Here is a 20,715-nt window from a genome sequence, read left to right on the forward strand (position 1 = left end):
CACGGCACATCGCAAGGGAGAGCTCATGGCGACCGGCATCTGGTTGATCGGGGCACGAGGGTCGGTCGCGACGACCGCCGTCGTCGGGGCGGCGGCGCTGAAGGCGGGGCTGGCCGAGCCGCTCGGATGCGTCACCGAGCTGCCCGAACTGCGCAGCCCGGCCCTGCCCGGCCTCGCCGACCTCGTCTTCGGCGGCCACGACATCGCGGGAATCCCGCTGGCCAAGAAGGCGGAGGCCCTCGTCACGGCCGGGGTCCTGCCCGCCGGGATCACCGCGGCGCTCGGGACGGAGATCGCCGCCGCGGAGCGGGAACTGCGCCCCGTGCCGTCCGCCGAGCGTCAGATCGACGCGGCCCGCCGGATCGCCGCCGACATCGAGGACTTCCAGCGGCGGCACCGGCTCGAACGGGTGGTGGTGGTCAACGTCTCGTCCACCGAGCCCGCCGCGCCACCGCACCCGGGCCACGCCGACCTGGCCGCGCTGGAGGAGTCCCTCGCCTCCACCGACCCCGTCCTGCCGGCGAGCTCGCTCAACGCGTACGCCGCGTTCACCGCGGGCTGCCCCTTCGTCGACTTCACGCCGTCGACCGGCGCCCGCCTGCCGGCGCTGGCCGAGCTGGCCGCGCGGGCGGACGTCCCGTACGCCGGCAACGACGGCAAGACCGGCGAGACTCTCGTCAAGTCGGTGCTGGCGCCGATGTTCGCCATGCGCCACCTGCGGGTGCGCACCTGGTCCGGCACCAACCTGCTGGGCGGCGGCGACGGCGCCAACCTCGCCGACCCGGCCGCGAACGCCGCGAAGGCCGGCAGCAAGCAGCGGGTGCTGGCCGAGACCCTCGGCTACCAGCCCCAGGGCAGCAGCCACATCGAGTACGTGGACGACATCGGCGACTTCAAGACGGCGTGGGACCTCATCACCTTCAGCGGCTTCCTCGGCACCACGATGCGGATGGACTTCACCTGGCACGGATGCGACTCGGCGCTGGCCGCCCCCCTCGTGCTCGACCTGGCCCGGCTCACCGCCGCCGCGCACGCCGCCGGCCGCTCCGGGCCCCTCGGCGAGCTGGCCTTCTTCTTCAAGGACCCCTTGGGGGAGGTGTCCCACGCGCTGCCCGAGCAATGGGCGGTACTGGTCCGTTTCGTGCGGGGACTGGCGTATGTCTGACCGCGCGCCCGGCCGCCTGAACTGGCGCGCCCTCGCCGAGCTGGTCCGCGCCCCGGCCGCGTTGTCGGTGCCCGGCGACACGGTCGCGGGCGCCGCCGCGTCCGGCACGCTGGGCCGCGCCACGGCTGGCCTGGCCGCGGCCTCGGTGTGCCTGTACTGGGGCGGGATGGCCGCGAACGACTGGGCCGACCGTGAACTCGACGCCCGTGAGCGCCCGGAGCGGCCGATCCCGTCCGGGAGGATCAGCCCGCGGCGGGCCCTCGGCGTGGCGGCGGGCCTGACCGCGGCCGGGATCGGGCTCGCCGCGCTGGCCGGCGGCCGCCGCGCCCTCGCCGTCGCGCTGCCGCTGGCGGGCGCGGTGTGGGCCTACGACCTGCGGGCCAAGAACACCCGCGCCGGCCCCGCCGTGATGGCGGCCTGCCGGGGACTCGACGTGCTGCTCGGCGCCTGCGGCGCGCGGACGGCCGAGGCGGTGCCGGCGGCCCTGACCGTCGCCGCGCACACCTACACGGTCACGGCCCTGTCCCGGTACGAGGTCACCGGCACCGGCCCCGAGCTGCCCGCGGCCACCCTCGCGGGCACGGCCGCCATCGCCGCCGCGGCCTCCGGCCGCCGTCCCGGCCTGGCCGGCGCGCTGGCCACCGGGTACGCCGCCCGGTACGGCGCCGCCCAGGCGCACGCCGTCGCCGAACCCTCACCGGAGCGCCTCCGGGCGGCCGTCGGCGCCGGCATCACCGGGTTGCCCCTGCTCCAGGGCGCGCTGGCCGCCCGCGCCGGCGCCCCCGCCGCCGGGCTGGCCGTCGCCGCGGCGGCGCCGCTCGGCCGCCGCCTGGCCCGGGTGGTGTCGCCCACATGACGGCGGGACCGCGGTTCGGGTACGGCACCAACGGATTCACCAACCACCGGCTGCCCGAGGCGCTCGCCGTCCTCGCGGACCTCGGCTACGAAGGCGTCGCGCTGACCCTGGACACCGGCCACCTCGACCCGTTCGAGCCGGACCTCGCCGGGCGCACCGCCGAGATCGCCGCCCTGCTCGACCGCCTCGGGCTGGCCGTGGTGATAGAGACCGGCGCCCGGTACCTGATGGACCCGTGGCGCAAGCACGCGCCGACGCTGCTGGACGACGCCCCGGCGCGCCGCCTCGAATACCTGCGCCTCGCGGTGCGGGTCGGCGCCGACCTCGGCGCCGAGGCGGTCTCGTTCTGGTCCGGCGTGGCCCCGCCCGGGGTGCCCGGCGCCTGGGACCGCCTGGTGCGCGGGTGCGCCGAGGTCGTCGAGGCCGCCGCGGCGGCGGGTGTGCCCCTCGGGTTCGAGCCCGAGCCCGGCATGCTGGTCGCCGACATCGCCGGCTGGCGCCGGTTGCGCGACGACCTCGGCGGCCCGCCGCACTTCGGCATCACCCTCGACATCGGGCACTGCCGCTGCCTCGAACCGATCCCGGTGCCCGACTGCGTCGCCGACGTGGCGGAGCACCTGGTCAACGTGCAGATCGACGACATGCGGCGGGGCGTGCACGAGCACCTGGAGTTCGGCGCGGGCGAGATCTCGTTCCCGCCGGTGCTGGCCGCGCTCACGGCCGCCGGCTACCGCGGCCTGGTGGCCGTGGAACTGCCCCGCCACTCGCACGACGCGCCGGGGACCGCGGCGCGATCGATCGACTTCCTGCGCCGGGCGGCCAAGGCGGCGGCCGGCGCTCCCGGCGACCGAGACGAGGACCGATGGTGACCCTGGACGACCTGCGCGCCGCACTCGCCGAGAACGGCTCCCTCACCGAGCACGGATGGCTCGCCGGGGCCGTCGCCCTCGTGGCGGCCGACCCCGGCGCGATCGGGGGGCTGTTCCCCGCCGCGGGCCGGCGCTGCGGCCGCGGACCGCTGCCCGCCTTACCCGGCTGGACGGTTGACCAGGCGGCGCGGGCCCTGCTGCTCGCCGCGCTGCCGTCCGAACTGCTCGCCGACGAGGTGGAGGCCGTCTACCGGTACGGGGACGCGGCGGAGAAGCTGGCCGTGCTCAAGGCGCTGCCGCTGCTGCCCCTCGGCGACGCGGCCGTGGTGCTGCTGCACGACGCCCTGCGCACCAACGACACCCGGCTCGTGGCCGCCGCGCTAGGCCCGTACGCCACCCGGCTGGACGACGCGGCCTGGCGGCAGGGCGTGCTCAAGTGCGTGTTCATGGGCGTGCCGCTGAAGAACGTGCACGGCGTGCCCGAACGGGCGGATGCCCGGCTGGCCGCGATGCTCGACGCCTTCGCGCGGGAGCGGCGCGCCGCAGGCCGGGAGGTGCCGGCCGACGCGCTGGCCGTTCTCGAACAAGTGAAGGAGGGCTGATGCGCATCTTCGATCCGCACATCCACATGAGCTCACGCACCACCGACGACTACGAGCGGATGGCCGCGGCCGGGGTGCGGGCGGTGGTCGAGCCCGCCTTCTGGCTCGGGCAGCCGCGCACCGGCCCCGGCTCCTTCACCGACTACTTCGACTCCCTGGTCGGCTGGGAGCCCTTCCGCGCCGCCCAGTTCGGCATCCGGCACCACGCCACGATCGCGCTCAACCCCAAGGAGGCCAACGACCCGCGCTGCCGCCCGGTGCTCGACCTCCTGCCGCGCTACCTGGAGAAGGACGGCGTGGTGGCGGTCGGCGAGGTCGGGTACGACGCGATGACGCCCGAGGAGGACGAGGTCTTCGCCGCACAGCTCGCGCTCGCGATCGAGCACGGGCTGCCCGCGCTGGTGCACACCCCGCACCGCGACAAAGAACGAGGTGCCGAGCGCAGCCTCGCCGTCGTCGCCGAGTCGGGAATCGACCCGGGCCGCGTGGCGCTCGACCACCTCAACGAGGTCACCGTGGCCGGCGCCCGGGAGGCGGGCGTCTGGCTCGGCTTCTCCATCTACCCCGACACCAAGATGTCGCCGGACCGCATGGTGGCGATCCTGCGCCGGTTCGGCCTGGAACGGGTCCTGGTCAACTCGGCCGCCGACTGGGGCCGGTCGGATCCGTTGCTGACCCGGTGGACGGCCGAGGCGATGCTCACCGACGGCTTCACCGCCGACGACGTGGACCGCGTCATGTGGCGCAACCCCGTCGAGTTCTACGGCCAGTCCGGGCGGCTCGACCTGTCGGAGACCGGCAGCGCGGACGCCACGTTCGCCGGCAACTCGATCCTGCGGGGTGGCAGTTGACGCACCTGAGCTACTGCACCAACGTGCACCCCGCCGAGGACCTGCTCGGCATCGTCGCGCAGCTCGACACCTACGCCGTCCCCGTGCGGGAGCGGCTGGACGCCGGCGTGCTCGGCCTCGGGCTGTGGCTGGCCGCCCCCGTGGCCGGCCAACTGGCCGCCGACCCGTACCTGCGCAACCGGTTCCGGCGCGAGCTGGACGTGCGCGGCCTGGAGGTGGTGACGCTCAACGGGTTCCCGTACAGCGCGTTCCAGGCACCCGTGGTCAAACACGCCGTCTACCACCCCGACTGGACCACCCGGCAGCGGCTGGCGTACACGCTCGACCTGGCCCGCGTGCTCGCCGACCTCATGCCCGACGACGCGGCCCGCGGATCGATCTCCACGTTGCCGCTCGCCTGGCGCGTGCCGTGGGACACCACCCGCGCCGCCGCCGCCGCGCGGCACCTGGACGAGCTGGCGCGCGGGCTGGAGGGCATCGCCTCCGCCACGGGCCGCACGATCCGCGTCGGCTTCGAGCCCGAGCCCGGCTGCGTCATCGAGAACACCACCCAGGCCGCGGAGCTGCTGTCCGGCGTCGACACCCGGTGGCTCGGCATCTGCCTCGACCTCGCCCACCTGGCCTGCGCGTGGGAGGATCCGTCCGCCGCGCTGGGCAGGCTCCAGGACGCCGGGCTGCCGGTCGTCAAGGTGCAGCTGTCCGCCGCCCTGGAGGCCGCCGACCCGGTCGCCGCCGCCGGCGTGCTCGCGCCGTACGCCGAGCCGCGCTTCCTGCACCAGACCCGGTCGGCGTGGGACGTGGCCGCGGACGACCTCGACGAGGCCCTGGCGCGCAGGCTGCCCGGCCCCTGGCGCATCCACTACCACGTCCCGCTGCACGCCGAGCCGGTCGCGCCGCTCACCTCGACCGCGCCGGTCCTGCGGGCCGCCGTACGCGAGCTGCTCGCGACGTCGGACTGCGACCACTTCGACGTGGAGACGTACACCTGGGGCGTGCTCCCGCCGGAGCAGCGCCCCCGCGACGAGGCCGGCCTGGCCGCCGGCATCGCCGCCGAGCTGTCCTTCGCCCGTTCCCTGCTCGCCGCGGAGGTACCCCTGTGACACCCCTCGTGGTCATCGACGTCGTGGGCCTGACCCCGCGCCTGCTCGCCCACATGCCCAGCCTGCGGGCGGTGGCCGGACGCGGCTTCCAGGCCCCCCTCGGCACCGTGCTGCCCGCGGTCACCTGCTCGGTGCAGTCGACGTTCCTCACCGGGGAGACCCCGGCCGGGCACGGCGTCGTCGGCAACGGCTGGTACTTCAGGGAACTGGGCGAGGTCCTGCTGTGGCGCCAGCACAACGCGCTGGTGGGCGGCGAGAAACTGTGGGACGCCGCCCGCCGCCGCCACCCCGGGTACACCGTGGCCAACATCTGCTGGTGGTACGCCATGGGCGCGGACGTCGACTGGACCGTCACGCCGAGGCCCATCTACTACGCCGACGGCCGCAAGGAGCCGGACTGCTACACCTACCCGCCCGGCCTGCACGACGAGCTGACCGGCGCGCTCGGCCCCTTCCCGCTGTTCACGTACTGGGGCCCCACGGCCGCCATGCCGTCCTCCCGGTGGATCTGCCAGGCCGCGACGCACGTGATGAAGACTCACAATCCGGACCTGACGCTGGTCTACGTCCCCCACCTCGACTACGACCTCCAGCGCTTCGGCTCCTCCGGCCCGGAGGCCGCCGCCGCGGCGTCCGCCCTGGACGAGGTCCTGGCCCCGCTCCTCGACGCCGCCGCCGCCCGCGGCGCCACGGTGGTGGCCCTGTCGGAGTACGGCATCACCGACGTCAGCCGCCCGGTGGACATCAACCGCGCCCTGCGCGCGGAAGGCCTGCTCCAGGTGTACCGCCAGGACGGCATGGAGTACCTGGACCCCTGGACGTCCCGCGCCTTCGCCGTCGCCGACCACCAGGTGGCCCACGTGTACGTGCGCGACCCCGGCGACGTCCCCGCGGTGGCCAAACTGTGCGCCGCCCACCCCGGCGTGGCCGAGGTGCTGGACGAGGCGGGCAAGGCGGCGCACGGCCTGGACCACCCCCGCTCCGGCGAGCTGGTCCTGGTCGCCGACCCCGACGCGTGGTTCACCTATTACTACTGGCTGGACGACGCCGCGGCCCCGGACTTCGCCCGCACCGTGGACATCCACAAGAAGCCCGGCTACGACCCCGCCGAGCTCTTCTTCGACCCCGCCGCCCCCCTGGCGGCCAAACGCCGGGCCGCCACGGCCCTGGCCCGCAAGAAGCTCGGCATGCGCTACCTGATGAACGCGATCGGCCTGGACGCCGGCGCGAGGGCGATCCGCGGCTCCCACGGCCGCCTCCCCGCCGACCCGGCCGACGCCCCCGTCCTGCTGTGCTCGGACCCGTCCGCCGCCCGCGACGGTCTCGCCGCCACCGACGTGAAAGACTTCCTCCTCTCCCTCACCGGGCCGGCGTAGATCCTTCCCGTGGAAGACGTCCAAGGGCCTGATCGGTGATCAGGCCCTTTTGCGTGCGTCGAAATATTTCGAGCCCGTCGGATCCCACCTCACCGACCTGGCCGGTGCCTCCTGACGCTCGCTGTGCATATCTATTGCCAGGTAAAGGCGCCGAGTGGATCTAACAGTCACCAGACCCGAGATTTGAGAAACTTTACACCGGAGGTTGACAGCCAGCAAAGAGGTCAATACTTTCGACACCACTCCGATAGTTTCGCCATCCCCCGGGCCCGGGTCGCATGTCGCTCCACCAGCCTCGCCAGCGATCACGAGGAGGAAGCACGCACATGAACCACGTCCCCGCCCGCCCGAAGAGCCGCACAACCGGCCGCGCCGGGCTGCTCATCGGCCGTACCGCCGCCGTGGCACTGGCCGCGGTCCTCATGATGGTGCCCGGTGTCGCCAACGCGGCCGTGACCACCAACCAGACCGGCAACCACGGCGGATACTTCTACTCCTTCTGGACAGACTCCCAGGGCACGGTCTCCATGGAGCTGCTGAACAGCGGGCAGTACAGCACGTCGTGGCGCAACACCGGCAACTTCGTCGCCGGCAAGGGCTGGAACCCCGGCTCCCGCAGGACCGTGACCTACTCGGGCAGCTTCAACCCCTCCGGCAACTCCTACCTGACCCTCTACGGCTGGACGCGAGGCCCGCTGGTCGAGTACTACATCGTCGACAACTGGGGCACCTACCGGCCCACGGGGTCGTACAAGGGCACGGTCACCAGCGACGGCGGCACGTACGACATCTACATGACCACGCGCTACAACGCCCCCTCCATCGAGGGCACCAGGACCTTCAACCAGTACTGGAGCGTCCGCCAGCAGAAGAAGACCGGCGGCACCATCACCGCCGGCAACCACTTCGACGCCTGGGCCCGCGCCGGGATGAACCTCGGCAGGCACGACTACCAGATCATGGCCACCGAGGGCTACCAGAGCAGCGGCAACTCCAACATCACCGTCCGCTGACCGCCTGAGCCTCCGAGGGTGATCGAGGTCTCTCGATCACCCTCCTGGCCGTCCGGCCTCACCCCAAGGTGCAGAACTTCAGGCACGCCGCGCAGGCGGGGATCTCGTCGGCGGGTACGGGATCGACGATGAGGACCGCGCACAGAGAGCAGGCGAAGTAGCACCGCCACTGCGTCGCGCCGATCCCCGGGACCAGTTCCGTCGTGAGGCCGCCCTCTCCCAGGAACCCGTCATCGGCGGCGAAAGCGGCCCGCATGGCGGGCAGCAGGCCGGACTCGTCGTCCCGCAGGCGCGACCTGTAGATCAGCACGGGGAGCGGGTCCTCGCCCGCCCGGAGAAGCCGGGCCTCCTCCTCGGAGGCCAGCAGGTCGGCCGGCTCGATCCCGAGCGTCTCGGCCATCCGGGCCGCGAGCGGGGAGTCGTCGGCGGCCACCGAGTTCAGGAACCCGGCGGGCACGGCGGCGCGCAGCACGATCGCCCACAGCTGGGTGCTGACGTCCCCGCTGTCGGCGGCCCACGACAACGTTCGCTTGACGTCGTCCGGATACTCCGACGCGGCGATGCTCTCCGCCGAGAGCGCGTCCCCGTACTTGGCCAGAACCTTATAGACGTCGACCTTTGGTTTGTTCATGACACCTTCCACCACCCTTCGGCCACGAAGATCTAACGCGCGGGTGGGGCGGCGACAGAGTATCCCCCTACTCATCCCGCCGGGAGCTCCCGGCAGGCGTCATTCGACGGACGGTGTCACATGCGGGCCGCCGGCGGTGCTCTATACATGTGGACGTTGCTGGACGTGCTTGGAGCCCATCGGCCGCCGCGCCGCCGGTCGCCCCGTCCGGGAAGGGACGCGGCGTGCCGGCCGGGCGAGCCGAGCGGAAGGACGGCGTGGTGGTGTCGGATCCTCCGGGACGAGAGGCTGTCCGGCCCGACCTCGAACAGGTCTTCCGCACGGCCTATCCGCGGGTCGCCGCGGTCGCCGCCCGGGTGCTCGGCTCCCGGGACGAGGCCGAGGACGTGGCCCAGGAGGTGTTCCTGACGTTCGGGCGCTCCTCGGTGCCGGCCGGCGAGGCGACGCGGTGGTTGTCCGTCGCCGCGGCGCACACCGCGCTGAACCACCTGCGCTCCGGCCGCCGCCGCGCCTCCCGTGAGGAGGCCGCCGACGACGGCGACGCCGTCTGCCCGGATGTCGCCGACGCCGTCGTGACCCGCGACGAGCGCCGCCGCGTACGGGCGGCGCTGGCGCGGCTGCCCCGCAGACAGGCCGTCGCCCTCGTCCTCCGGCACAGCGGTCTCAGCTACGCCGAGGTCGCCGCCGCACTCGACCTTTCCCCCGGCAGCGTGGGCACCACCGTGCGACGCGCCGAGTCCGCCCTGCGCAAGGAGTTGAACCGTCATGCGTCATCCGACTGACGGCACGCTGCGCCGGCTCCTTGACGAGCCGGACGGCGTCGCCGAGCCCGACCGCGCGCACATCGCCGGTTGCCCGGCGTGCCTGTCCGGGCTGGCCGCCGCCCAGCGGGACGCGGCGTTCACCGGCGCGGCGCTGAGCGCCGAGTTCCCCGTGGACGTGGACGCGGGCTGGCGGCGCCTCGCGAACGCGGTCGCCGCCGAGGAACGGCCGCGCGTGGTCACGGCCGCCCGTCCCGGCCGGTGGCACAGGAGGCTGCGCAACCCGGTGGTCGCCGTGATCGGCGTCGTCGTCATCCTGAGCGGCGCCGGTGTCGCCGCCGCCGCGGACTGGCTGCGGATCTTCCACGCCGAGCAGATCGCCCCGGTCGCCGTCCCCCGGGCCGACCTGGTGAAACTGCCCGACCTGTCCGCCTTCGGCGAGATCGAGATGACCGGGAAGGTCGACATACGCCCGGTCGCCGGCGCCGACGCCGCGCGCGAGGCCACGGGCCTCTCCGTCCCGCGGGTGGGCAGGCTGCCCCGCGGCGTGACGGGCCGGCCCACGTACCGGGTCGCCGGCAAGGTGGGCGCGGTGTTCACCTTCTCGGTCGCGAAGACCACGCGGAGCGTCGAGGCATCCGGCGGGACGCTCCCGCCACCGCCCCCCGGCCTGGACGGCAGCCGGTTCCGGCTGAGCGCCGGCCCGGGACTCGTCGCGGTCTGGTCGGCGGGCCGCCCCGCCCCGGCCATGATCGTGGCCCGCGCGGTCGCCCCCACCGTCGACTCCTCGGGCGTCCCGTTCGAGACGGCCCGCGACTACCTGTTGTCGCTGCCCAACCTGCCGGAGAACATCGCGTCACAGCTGCGCGGCTTCACCGGCACCGCGACGACGCTGCCCCTGATCGTGGCGACCGAGAGGATGAAGACCTCCACCGCCGACGTCGGCGGGGTGCCGGCCTCGGTTCTCGCCTCGCGGGACGGCACGCTGGCGGGCGTCGTCTGGGTGGACGGCGGTGTCATCACCGGTGTGGCCGGCTCGCTGAGCGCCGACGAGGCGCTGTCGGTGGCCCGGGGCCTGCGGTGGGACCGATGACCCCCGGCCCCGCCGCCAGGGAGGCCGGCCCCGCCTCCGGCACCGAGGCCGCGGCGCGGCTGCTCGCCGACCTGCCTCCCGCGCAGGCGGTGTGGTGCTCGGGCCTGCGCAAGCGGTACCGGCGGCAGACCGCGGTCGACGACGTCTCCTTCAGCGTCGGCCGCGGCGAGGTGATGGGCCTGCTCGGGCCGAACGGAGCGGGCAAGACCACCATCATCAAGATCCTGCTCGGCCTGGTCCGCCCCGACGCGGGCGACGTGCTGCTGCTCGGACGGCCCGCACGGGACCCGCGGGCCCGCGCCCGCGTCGGCTACCTGCCGGAGCTCTTCCGGTACCAGCCGTGGCTCACCGCCACCGAGGTACTGGGCCTGCACGTCCGTCTCGCCGGCGTCACCGTGCCGGACGGGGAACAGCGCGAATGCCTGGCCGCCGTCGGCCTCGCCGACCGCGCCGGCGACCGGGTGGGCGGCTTCTCCAAGGGCATGCAGCAGCGCCTCGGCCTGGCCGTCGCGCTGGTGGCCCGCCCGGAGCTCGTCGTCCTCGACGAGCCGACGAGCGCCCTCGACCCGCTCGGCCGGGCCGACGTCCGCGACCTGCTGCTGGCCCTGAAAGCCCGCCAGGTCGCCGTCCTGATCAACTCGCACCTCATCGGCGAGGTGGAGCGGGTGTGCGACCGGGTCGTCATCCTCGACAAGGGCCAGGTCGCCGCGTCCGGCACCCTGGCCGAGCTGCTCGGCCGCCGGGAGCTGCGGCTGCGCCTCGACGGGGTGAACGCGGACGCGGAGGCACGGCTGGCCGCCGCCGGCCGGCTCACCCGCGACGAAGACTCGTTCACCGTCGCGCTGCCCGCCGAGCAGGCCAACACCGTCGTGCCGGACCTCGTGGCCGATCTGGTCGGCCTCGGGGTGCGCGTGCACGCCGTCGAGCCCGTGCGGATCAGCCTTGAGGAACGCCTGCTGAGCATCCTCCGCGCCGACCCCGGAGAGGACCGCCCATGAACGGCCGCATCGTGCTCACCTTCGCCGCCCTCACCCTCCAGGAGGCAGGCCGCCGCCGCGTGCTGCACGCGCTCGCCGTGATGACGGTCGTCCTGCTCGCGCTCAGCGCCTGGGGATTCTCCCGGCTCAACGCGAACTTCGGCACCCTCACCACCGGAGAGGCCCGCCTGGCGGCCGCCCAGGTGCAGAACCTGGTGATGTTCGGCCTGAGCCTCATCGCCGCCCTGGGCACGGCGTTCCTCGCCGGCCCCACCCTGGCCGGCGAGATCGAGTCCGGATCCGCACTGTCGATGCTGGCCCGCCCCATCCGCCGCTCGTCCGTCCTCCTCGGCAAGTGGCTGGGCCTGGTCGCCTTCGGCGGCGGCTTCATAGCCCTGGTCGGCCTGGCCCAACTACTCATCGTCTGGACCACCGTGGGCTACTGGCCCCCCCAACCGGTAACCGGCCTGGCCCTACTGTCCGCCCAGACAGCCGTCCTGCTGACCCTGGGCCTGATGCTGTCCACCGTGATCTCCCCCATGGCCTCAGGCATCGTGTCGGTCGGCCTCTTCGGCGCCGCCTGGATAGCCGGCGTCGTAGGCGGCGTAGGCCTGGCCCTCGACAACGAAGGCGTAGCCCGAGTAGGCACCGTCTCCCGCATGCTCCTCCCCACCGACGGCCTATGGCGCGGCGCTATGCACGGCTTCCAGGACCCCACCATCCTCACCCAATTCCCCTCCTTCGCCGACTTTCCCTTCCTCAGTCAAACCCCCCTCACAACCCCCTACCTCGCCTGGACCGCCACCTGGGTCCTCCTCCTGCTCGCCCTCGCCGCAGTGATCTTCCGGCGCCGAGACCTGTGAGCCATGCCTCTGGAGGCGGGAGCTTCCACCGGCCACGAATGGAACCCGGTCGAGCGAAATAACCCCCGGGAAACCCCTCGTGCGATGACGCACTCGTGCCGGAGCGATTTCGAGCTCGTGACCGGGGTGTATTTCTCCCTGTGCTATAGGTGTGATTCTTGGTTGGCTTCGGCGGTATTCGCGGAATTCTCATCGTCCACGGCCTCGACCAGGAAGAATCCGACGCCCCGCATCGACTCCAGGATGATCGACGCGTCGGCCTCGCGGAGTTTGAAGCGCAGCCGCTTGACCGTCGACCGGACCGCGGACACGTCATCGAGATATTCCGCGCCCCAGACCTGCTCGTAGAGCTGCTGGTAGGTCCAGACCCGGAGTCCCGGGCTGGCGAGGGCGGCGAGCACCTCCCGTTCGATGCGGGTCAGTGGAAGTACTCTTCCCGCCCAGCTGACCTGTTGCCGGTCGCGATCGATGACCAGCGGGCCCAGGGTGACCATCTCGCGCACCGGTGCGGGCGCGCTCACCTGCGCCTCGCCGAACAACACGCTGCGGACGGACTTCATGTCGGGAAACATCAGCAGAGTTCCGCAACCGCTCATCATTTGAGCCAGTTGTGCCCGCTTGTGGCGACTGGATGTCACGCACAAGATGACCGGCTGCTCATCGAGACCGTCCACCGGGCTATCGCTCATGCGCTAAGGAAAGCAACGGCCTCCACCGCAGTCAATATGGAATTTTCAACCGTTACGTCACGCCGGTCAGGGCGTCACGACACGCGTCGAGCCGATTTCGCCCCGCCATTGCCCATCCCCTGATCTTGAGTGGAGATAGACCGGAGCCGACGATGATCGCGGGCCGCACGACCCCGGCGGCCCGCCACGTCCCGATCACCCATTGGCCGAGAAACCCTTACCGCCCACCGGCAAGGCGTCCCCACCCTGCATGATCCCGCGGCCTGGCGCACCCATGCCGGCCGTCAGCAAGGAGGCTCTCCCGTTGACTGCATCACGAGGACGAAAACGACGAGCAGCGCCCCTGGTGGCCATCTTCGCCACCCTGCTCATGCTCTTAGGTGGCCTTCCGGCAGCCGCGCAGACGACCGCCCGATCGGCGGCGCGGTCCACCGGCCAGGAACCCGGGGCCGCCGCCGTGAGACCCGAGGTGCGCGAAGCCGTCAGGCATGACCTGTCCGGCATGCTGCGCGACGTCACTCCCAAGAGCACCCGCGCCCTGAAGGCCAAGGCCGACGAGCAACCGTCCCGTCCGTTGCCGCGCGAGGCGGTGAAACCGACCGGCAAGACCGGCGGCGAGGTGCTGCAACAGGCGGTCACCGCGACGCAGGTGCCCGAGTTCACCGCCGACTTCGAAGGAGTCGGCAACGTCGACGCGGTGCTGCCGCCGGACACCAACGGCGACGTGGGCCCTAACCACTACGTGCAGATGGTGAACCTCTCCTACGCGGTCTACGACAAGACCGGCCACCTGCTGCTCGGCCCGCTGCCGGGCAACGCGCTGTTCGACGGCCTCGGCGGGCCGTGCGAGACCAGCAACGACGGCGATCCGGTGGTGCTGTACGACGAGGAGGCCGACCGCTGGATGGTCACGCAGTTCGCCGTGCCCGGCGGGACCGCCGGCTTCCACCAGTGCATGGCGATCTCCCAGACCTCCGACCCGACCGGTGCCTTCTACCGGTACGACTTCTTCTACCACCAGAGCCGGATGAACGACTATCCCAAATACGGGATCTGGCCCGACGCCTACTACATGACGGCCAACGAGTTCTCACCGTCGTTCGCGGGCGCCGGCGCGGTGGCGTTCGAACGGGAGAAGATGCTCGCCGGCCTACCTGCCCGCATGGTGTACTTCCACCTCGGACCCGACTTCGGCGGCCTCCTGCCCTCCGACGCGGAGGGCATGGCGCCCCCGCCCGGTGCGCCCAACCCGTTCGTGATGGCCGACGACGACGCGTGGGGCATCTCGCCCACCGACCGGTTGCTGATGTGGGACTTCAAGGTCGACTGGACGACCCCGGAGAATTCCACGTTCGGCGACAATCTGGCGCCGAGCCGGTTCCTCGAAACGGCCCCCTTCGACTCCAACATGTGTAACTACGCCCGCTCCTGCATCCCGCAGCAGGGATCCGCAGCCAAGCTCGACGCCATCGCCGACCGGCTGATGTACCGGGCCGCGTACCGCAACTTCGGCGATCACGCATCGATCGTCCTCAACCACACGGTGGACGCGGGCGCCACCGACCACGCCGGCATGCGCTGGTACGAGTTGCGCAGCACCGACCCCGCGAACTGGAGCCTTCACCAGCAGGGCACCTATGCCCCGGACGCCGACCATCGCTGGATGGGCAGCGGGGCGATGGACGTCTCCGGCAACATCGCGTTCGGGTTCTCCGTCTCGGGGACCACGACCTTTCCCTCGATCCGCCTGGCCGGACGGCTCTCCGGGGACACGCTCGGCCAGCTCGGGCAGGCCGAGCGCACACTGGTCGCCGGCACCGGGGCGCAGACCCACACCGCGTCCCGATGGGGCGACTACAGCTCCATGTCGGTGGACCCGTCCGACGGCTGCACTTTCTGGTTCACCTCCGAGTACCTGGCCACGACCAGCACCGCCGGATGGCAGACCCGGGTGGGCGCGCTGAAGTTCCCCACCTGCGCGGCCGGCCCGCACGGCGACGTGAAGGGCAAGGTGACCTCGAACTCGGGTGGGCCGATCGCGGGCGCGACGGTGCGAGCCGGCGGCAGCGGCACAACCACGGGCACCGACGGCACCTACAAGCTGACCCTGCCGGCAGGTGAGCAGGAGATCGCCGTCACGGCCTTCGGCTACGCGCCGAGCAGCGCGACCGTGACCGTGCCGGACGGCGGCTCGGTGACGGCCGACTTCACCTTGGCCGCCGTCGCCAGACACAAGGTCTCCGGTGTGGTGAAGGACGTCTCCGGGCACGGCTGGCCGCTGTACGCCCGGATCGACGTGCCGGGCATGCCCGGCGGCTCGGTGTTCACCGCACCCGCCACCGGCGCCTACAGCGTCGAGCTGCCAGCCGGCCAGTACGACCTCAGCGTGAAGGCGATGTATCCCTCCTACCAGCAGACCACCGTGCGGGTCGAGGTAGGTGCCGTCGACCAGGTCAAGGACATCGGCCTGGCCGTGGAGAGTGCCTGTACCGCCGCCGGATACAAGTACGCCTACGGCGCTCCGCTGTTCACCGAGGCGTTCGAGTCCGGCGCGGCGCCCGAGGGCTGGAGCGTGGTGAACCGCACCCCGAGCGGCGGCTGGGCGTTCACCGACCCGAAGAACCGGGGCAACCTCACCGGCGGCAGCGGCAATTACGCGATCGCCGACAGCGACGCGCCCGGATCGGGCACGACCATGGACACCGATCTGGCGACGCCGGTCCTGGACCTGTCGGCCGTGCCGTCGCCCGTGTTGCGATTCAACAGCGACTACCGCGCCCTCAACGGGTTCGCCAACGTCGAGCTGAGCGTCGACGGCGGCACCACGTGGAGCATCGTGTCGAACTGGACGACCGCGAGCCGCCGCGGGCCGGTCGTGGAGGAGCTGGCCCTTCCCGCGGCCGGCGGCAAGGCCGACGTGCGGATCCGCTTCCACTACAAGGGCGCTTTCGCGTGGTGGTGGGAACTGGACAACGTCTCCCTGGTCAACCGGTCCTGCGCCCCGATCCCGGGCGGCCTGGTCGTCGGCCAGGTGCTCGACGGCAACACCGGCACCGGTCTCAACGGCTCGACCGTGACCAGCGTCGACAAGCCGGACGAGAAGGCGACCACCGCGGCGACACCCGACGACGGCGGGCTCGGCGACGGTTTCTACTGGATGTTCTCCACCCTGACCGGCGGCCATCCGTTCAGCGCGGCGAAGGGTGGCTACGGCCCGGTCACCTCCACGGTCAACGTGGCGGCCGACGCGGCGACCAAGGCGGACTTCCGTCTCAACGCGGGCCGGCTGACCATCACCCCGTCGTCGGTCACCGGCACCCAGACGATGGGCCAGACCAAGACGGTGAAGACGACGATCCGCAACACCGGCAACGCGCCTGCCACCGTCGAACTGTCGGAACGGCGCGGCGGATTCGAGATCCTCGGACCGCGAGGCGCGCCCCTGCAACTCAACATGGTGAAAGGGGGCGGCGTGTCGCCCGCGTGGCGCGGTGACAGCAAACCGGGCGTCCCGTTCGAGCCGTCGCCGTACGCGCCGCCGTGGGTGACGACGGCGAACTATCCGGTGGCGGTGATGGACAACGCCGCGGCGGCGTTCGAGGGGAAGGTGTACTCCGTCGGTGGTTCCTCCGCCACCGCGAACCTCGCCAACGCCTACGCGTACGACCCGCCGACGGACACCTGGACGCGGATCGCCGACGTGCCCGCGGCCCTGGAGAAACCGCAGGCGGCCTTCGTCGAAGGCACGCTGTACGTGTTCGGCGGCTGGGACACGGCCGGCACCCCGTCGAACAAGGTCTACGCCTACAACCCGGCGACCAACGTCTGGCAGACGCGGACCGCGGTCAACCCCCAGCCCCGCGCGGCGGCCGGCGTGGCGGTGCTCGGCGGCCAGATCTATCTGGTCGGTGGCTGCACCACCAGCACCTGCACCAGATCCGACCTGGTCGTCCGGTACAACCCGGGCACCGACACGTTCATCACGACCGCGCCGTACCCGGTGCCCGTGGCCTGGCAGGGCTGCGGCGGGATCAACGGCAAGGTGTACTGCGCCGGCGGCAACGGGGCCACGACGCTGAAGAGCACCTACGCCTACACCCCGAGCAGCAACTCCTGGACCCAGCTGGCCGATCTCCCGGTCGACTTCTGGGGCACCGGCGCCGACACCGCCAACGGGCTGCTGCTGCTCTCCACCGGCGTCATCAACAACTCGACCACGGTGACCAACCAGGGCTGGGCGTACGACCCGGCGGCCAACACCTGGACGGCGCTGCCGAACGCCAACTTCGCCCGCTACCGCGCCGCGGCGGCCTGCGGATTCATGAAGGTCGGTGGATCGAGCGGCGGGTTCACCCCAACGGCGGAGAGCGAACTGCTGCCCGGTTTCGAGCAGTGCACCACCGCCATCGACGTACCGTGGCTGTCGGCCTCGCCGGCCACGCTGAGCCTTAACCCCGGGCAGAGCGCCACGGTGACCGTCACGCTCGCCGCCACTTCGGCGGCCGGCGTCGCCCAGCCGGGTACCTACACCGCCCAGTTCGGCATCAAGTCCAACACGCCGTACCCGGTGCCGCCGATCGGTGTGACGATGACGGTCAAACCCCCCAGTGACTGGGGCAAACTGACCGGGATCGTCACCGGGGTGGACTGCCAGAACGTCAGCTCTCCCTTGCGGGGGGCGACCGTCCAGATCGACGGCACCAAGGGGTGGACCTACACCCTCAAGGCCGACACGACTGGCCGGTACGCGATCTGGGGGCCGAAACGTGCCAATCCGGTCCAGATCATCGTGGCTCGTGACGGCTGGATACCTCAGACCAAGCGCGTCACGATCAGGGACGGCAAGACGGTGACCACCAACTTCGCCCTCCGCCCCGAGGCCTGCTGATCCGATACCCGCCCCGCAGGGCCCGCGCCGCACGGCGGCGCGGGCCCACTCGGTCGCGTGGCCCAGCAGCCGGCGGAAGAACAGATCCTCGACCATGGCAACGTTTCCGGTCCCGCTGCCCACCGGCGGCTGCGGGGACTGGTTCTCATGGAGTTCGTAGGCGGACTTTTATGGCACTTTTCGCTAATTTTTATAGATTGGGGTAATGGAGCGCGTGCCGCAGGAGACCGGTCCGGCCGAGGCTCAGGCAGCCGTGGCCGGGAGGGCTCGGTGGTTCGTCGCCGCGGGCGCCGCGCTTGTCGTCGTGGCGGTGCTGGCGTACTGGCTGGGAGGCGGCGGTGGAAACGGAGAGAAGGCCGCGCCCCGGCCGAGCCCGACACCGACGCCCACCGCGGCGCTCACCGTGGCCCAGGTCTTCCAGAGGGTCGGGCCGTCGGTGGTGGTCATCCGGGCCGGGCGGTCGCTCGGCACCGGGGTGATCACGGCCGACGACGGGACGATCGTGACGGCGAACCACGTCGTCAAAGACGCCGAGGACGTCACCGTGACGTTCGCCGACGGCACCAAGGCGAAGGCCGTCGTCGTGGCGTCGGACCCCGGCCGCGACGTCGCGGCGCTCAAGCCCGCGAAGCTGCCGGAGATCGTCGTCCCGGCGACGATCGGCGGCGCCGTGGCCGTGGGCACGCCCGTCGTGGCGATCGGCAATCCGCTGGGCCTGACCTACAGCGTCTCCACCGGCGTGGTGTCGGGGCTGGACCGGGTCGCCGAGGACGAAGACGGCGACCTGAGCGGGCTCATCCAGTTCGACGCCTCCGTCAACCCGGGCAGCTCCGGCGGTCCTCTGCTGGACGCTCGCGGCCTGCTTGTCGGGATCGTCGTCTCGATGGCCGACCCGGGAGGCGACGAAGCGTTCGCCGGCATCGCTTTCGCGGTGCCGGTCGTCGAGGCCCTGGGTGGCGATGGCGACGGCCCACCGGGCCGGATCTGACCGAAGCGGCACGAGAAGGAACACCTATGACCTCGACCAATTCCCCCGAGTCGGCCCACCCGCTCGAACATGTGCTGTTCGAGGTCAAACGCACGATCGTCGGCCAGGACACCCTGCTGGAGCGCATGGCCGTCGCGCTGATCGCCGACGGCCACCTTCTCGTCGAGGGCGTGCCCGGCCTGGCCAAGACGCTCGCGGTGAAGTCCCTGGCCGCCGCGATCAACGGGAGCTTCCAGCGCGTCCAGTTCACCCCCGACCTGGTGCCCGCCGACCTCGTGGGCACCAGGGTCTACCACCAGCACTCCGGGGAGTTCCGCACCGAGCTCGGCCCGGTGTTCGCGAACCTGCTGCTGGCCGACGAGATCAACCGCGCCCCCGCCAAGGTGCAGAGCGCCCTGCTGGAGGTGATGCAGGAGCATCAGGTGACGATCGGCCGCGAGACGTTCCGGGTGCCCGAGCCGTTCCTGGTCATGGCGACGGAGAACCCGATCGAGTCCGAGGGCACGTACCCGCTGCCGGAGGCGCAGGTCGACCGTTTCATGATGAAGGTGGTCGTCGACTACCCGACGCCGATCGAGGAGCAGGCGATCGTCGCCCGCGCGCTGCGTCCACCGGAGTCGCCACAGCCGATGGTGACGGCCGACGAGCTGATGGCGATGCGGGCCCGCGCTCAACAGGTGTACGTCGATCCGTCGATCGTCGACTACGCGGTACGGCTGGTCGCCGTGACGCGCTCCCCGGCGATGGCCGGCCTCGGCGAGCTGGAACGGTACGTCACCTACGGGGCGAGCCCGCGGGCGTCCATCGCGCTCGTCACGGGCGCCAGGGCGCTGGCGTTCCTGCGCGGCCGCGACTACGTCCTGCCGCACGACCTGGCCGAGCTCACACTCGACGTGCTGCGCCACCGCCTCGTCCTGTCCTACGAGGCCCTCGCGGACGACGTCGACGCCGACACGATCGTCACCCGGGTGCTCCGGGCCGTCCGGGCACCCGACGTCGTCCTGCAGAACCGCTGAGCCCATGGCCACCACCTCGGAAAAGCTGCTGCTCCGCCTGGAGTGGAAGGTCGTCCGCAGGCTCGACGGCAGGCTCCAGGGCGCTCACCGCACCGCGCACCGCGGCTCCGGCATCGACTTCACCGGGTTGCGCACCTACAGCGACGGCGACGACGCCCGGCACATCGACTGGAACGTCACCGCACGGCTGGACGAGCCGCACCTGCGGCTGTTCACCGAGGACCGCGAGCTGACGGTGTGGCTCGTGCTCGACCGGTCGGCGTCGATGACGGCGGGCCGGCCGGGACGCGGCAAGCACGAGGTGCTCGCCGAGCTCGCGCTCGTCCTCGCCCGGATGTTCGGCCGCGGCGGCAACCGCGTCGGCGCCCTGCTGTACGACACCGGGGCGCCGCGCGTCGTCCCGCCCGGCACCACCCGCCGGCACGCCCTGCGGATCGCCGCCGAGCTGGAACGCACCGCCGCGGCCCGCGGCGGCGCCACCACCGACCTGGCGGAGATGCTCGACGCGGCCGGACGGCTGGCGCGCCGCCGCGCGCTCGTCGTCGTACTGTCGGACTTCATCGGCGACGGCGACTGGGAACGCTCGCTCCAGCGCCTGGCCCGGCGGCACGAGGTCGTCGCCCTGCGGATCGTGGACACCGCCGACGACGTACTGCCCGAGGCCGGCCTGATCGTGGTCGAGGACGCCGAGACCGGCGAGCAACTCGTCGTCGACTCCACCGACCCGCTGCTCCAGGTCCGCTTCCGCGCCGCCGTCGACGCCCGCGACGCCCGCCTCTCGGCGGGCATGCGCCGGGCCGGGGTCCCCGTCCACCGCATCGACACCGACCGCGACCTGGCCGAGGCGCTCGTCGAGGTCGTCGCCCGGACACAGGACCGGTCGGCATGACCGAGCCCATCGACGGAGACGGCACCTTCCGCGATCCGGCCCAGGCGCGGGGCACGACCGAGCTCGTCGACAGCCACATCACCCTGGT

General features: G+C 72.2%; 17 protein-coding genes and 1 pseudogene. 16 read left to right on the top strand and 2 right to left on the bottom strand.

Features of this window, described 5'->3' with window-relative positions:
• The first annotated feature begins 25 nt into the window (after nt 1-25).
• The 8 genes and pseudogenes from ACFP1K_RS08955 to ACFP1K_RS08990 form a co-directional block, all read left to right on the top strand.
• Entirely contained in the window at nt 26-1,165 is a 1,140-nt protein-coding gene (locus tag ACFP1K_RS08955; RefSeq protein ID WP_380748951.1) for an inositol-3-phosphate synthase, read from the top strand.
• Nucleotides 1,158-2,021, top strand: a complete 864-nt coding sequence (locus ACFP1K_RS08960; RefSeq protein ID WP_380748953.1) for an SCO3242 family prenyltransferase — start codon at nt 1,158-1,160, stop codon at nt 2,019-2,021. Before ACFP1K_RS08955 ends, ACFP1K_RS08960 begins: the two co-directional genes overlap by 8 nt.
• Nucleotides 2,018-2,890 carry a sugar phosphate isomerase/epimerase family protein gene (locus ACFP1K_RS08965; protein WP_380748955.1) on the top strand — a complete coding sequence of 291 codons (873 nt, stop codon included), beginning with the start codon at nt 2,018-2,020 and terminating at the stop codon, nt 2,888-2,890. Before ACFP1K_RS08960 ends, ACFP1K_RS08965 begins: the two co-directional genes overlap by 4 nt.
• Nucleotides 2,884-3,492, top strand: coding sequence for an EboA domain-containing protein (locus ACFP1K_RS08970; protein ID WP_380748957.1), 609 nt, complete (start codon nt 2,884-2,886; stop codon nt 3,490-3,492). Before ACFP1K_RS08965 ends, ACFP1K_RS08970 begins: the two co-directional genes overlap by 7 nt.
• Nucleotides 3,492-4,343: a TatD family hydrolase gene (locus tag ACFP1K_RS08975; RefSeq protein ID WP_380748959.1), complete on the top strand. Its 852-nt coding sequence runs from the start codon at nt 3,492-3,494 to the stop codon at nt 4,341-4,343. The genes ACFP1K_RS08970 and ACFP1K_RS08975 overlap by 1 nt, the downstream gene beginning before the upstream one ends.
• Complete coding sequence (gene eboE, locus ACFP1K_RS08980; RefSeq protein WP_380748961.1) at nt 4,340-5,443, top strand: metabolite traffic protein EboE; 1,104 nt, start codon at nt 4,340-4,342, stop codon at nt 5,441-5,443. Before ACFP1K_RS08975 ends, eboE begins: the two co-directional genes overlap by 4 nt.
• Entirely contained in the window at nt 5,440-6,819 is a 1,380-nt protein-coding gene (locus ACFP1K_RS08985) for an alkaline phosphatase family protein (protein ID WP_380748963.1), read from the top strand. The genes eboE and ACFP1K_RS08985 overlap by 4 nt, the downstream gene beginning before the upstream one ends.
• A gap of 326 nt (nt 6,820-7,145) precedes the next feature.
• Nucleotides 7,146-7,826 (top strand): annotated as a pseudogene (locus ACFP1K_RS08990) (glycoside hydrolase family 11 protein); the annotation flags it as partial.
• Nucleotides 7,827-7,890: 64 nt separating this feature from the next.
• Here the strand turns inward: ACFP1K_RS08990 and ACFP1K_RS08995 are convergent.
• Entirely contained in the window at nt 7,891-8,463 is a 573-nt protein-coding gene (locus ACFP1K_RS08995; RefSeq protein ID WP_380748965.1) for a hypothetical protein, read from the bottom strand.
• A 224-nt stretch (nt 8,464-8,687) separates the two neighbouring features.
• Between ACFP1K_RS08995 and ACFP1K_RS09000 the strand changes: the two genes are divergently transcribed.
• The 4 genes from ACFP1K_RS09000 to ACFP1K_RS09015 are packed head-to-tail and all read left to right on the top strand — an operon-like array spanning nt 8,688 to nt 12,157.
• On the top strand, nt 8,688-9,245 hold the full coding sequence (locus ACFP1K_RS09000) for a sigma-70 family RNA polymerase sigma factor (protein ID WP_380748967.1): 558 nt from the start codon (nt 8,688-8,690) through the stop codon (nt 9,243-9,245).
• On the top strand, nt 9,229-10,317 hold the full coding sequence (locus ACFP1K_RS09005) for a hypothetical protein (RefSeq protein ID WP_380748969.1): 1,089 nt from the start codon (nt 9,229-9,231) through the stop codon (nt 10,315-10,317). Before ACFP1K_RS09000 ends, ACFP1K_RS09005 begins: the two co-directional genes overlap by 17 nt.
• Complete coding sequence (locus tag ACFP1K_RS09010; RefSeq protein WP_380748971.1) at nt 10,314-11,315, top strand: ABC transporter ATP-binding protein; 1,002 nt, start codon at nt 10,314-10,316, stop codon at nt 11,313-11,315. Before ACFP1K_RS09005 ends, ACFP1K_RS09010 begins: the two co-directional genes overlap by 4 nt.
• The gene (locus tag ACFP1K_RS09015; RefSeq protein WP_380748973.1) at nt 11,312-12,157 is read left to right on the top strand and encodes an ABC transporter permease; all 846 of its coding nucleotides are present in this window, start codon (nt 11,312-11,314) and stop codon (nt 12,155-12,157) included. The genes ACFP1K_RS09010 and ACFP1K_RS09015 overlap by 4 nt, the downstream gene beginning before the upstream one ends.
• Before the next feature lie 143 nt (nt 12,158-12,300).
• Here ACFP1K_RS09015 and ACFP1K_RS09020 read toward each other — a convergent pair whose 3' ends face one another.
• Entirely contained in the window at nt 12,301-12,846 is a 546-nt protein-coding gene (locus tag ACFP1K_RS09020; protein ID WP_380748975.1) for a winged helix-turn-helix domain-containing protein, read from the bottom strand.
• A gap of 346 nt (nt 12,847-13,192) precedes the next feature.
• Here ACFP1K_RS09020 and ACFP1K_RS09025 point away from each other — a divergent pair, with 346 nt between their 5' ends.
• The 4 genes from ACFP1K_RS09025 (at nt 13,193) to ACFP1K_RS09040 (ending at nt 20,627) form a co-directional block, all read left to right on the top strand.
• A complete protein-coding gene (locus tag ACFP1K_RS09025; RefSeq protein WP_380748978.1) occupies nt 13,193-17,734 on the top strand; it encodes a carboxypeptidase regulatory-like domain-containing protein in 4,542 nt (1,513 codons plus the stop codon).
• Nucleotides 17,735-17,939: 205 nt separating this feature from the next.
• Nucleotides 17,940-18,722, top strand: coding sequence for a S1C family serine protease (locus ACFP1K_RS09030; protein ID WP_380748980.1), 783 nt, complete (start codon nt 17,940-17,942; stop codon nt 18,720-18,722).
• Nucleotides 18,723-18,748: 26 nt separating this feature from the next.
• Complete coding sequence (locus ACFP1K_RS09035; protein ID WP_380748982.1) at nt 18,749-19,738, top strand: AAA family ATPase; 990 nt, start codon at nt 18,749-18,751, stop codon at nt 19,736-19,738.
• A 4-nt stretch (nt 19,739-19,742) separates the two neighbouring features.
• Entirely contained in the window at nt 19,743-20,627 is an 885-nt protein-coding gene (locus ACFP1K_RS09040) for a DUF58 domain-containing protein (RefSeq protein ID WP_380748984.1), read from the top strand.
• The last annotated feature ends 88 nt before the right edge of the window (nt 20,628-20,715 follow it).

Origin of the sequence: Sphaerisporangium aureirubrum (assembly GCF_042658925.1) — a bacterium.
GTDB lineage: Bacteria > Actinomycetota > Actinomycetes > Streptosporangiales > Streptosporangiaceae > Sphaerisporangium > Sphaerisporangium aureirubrum.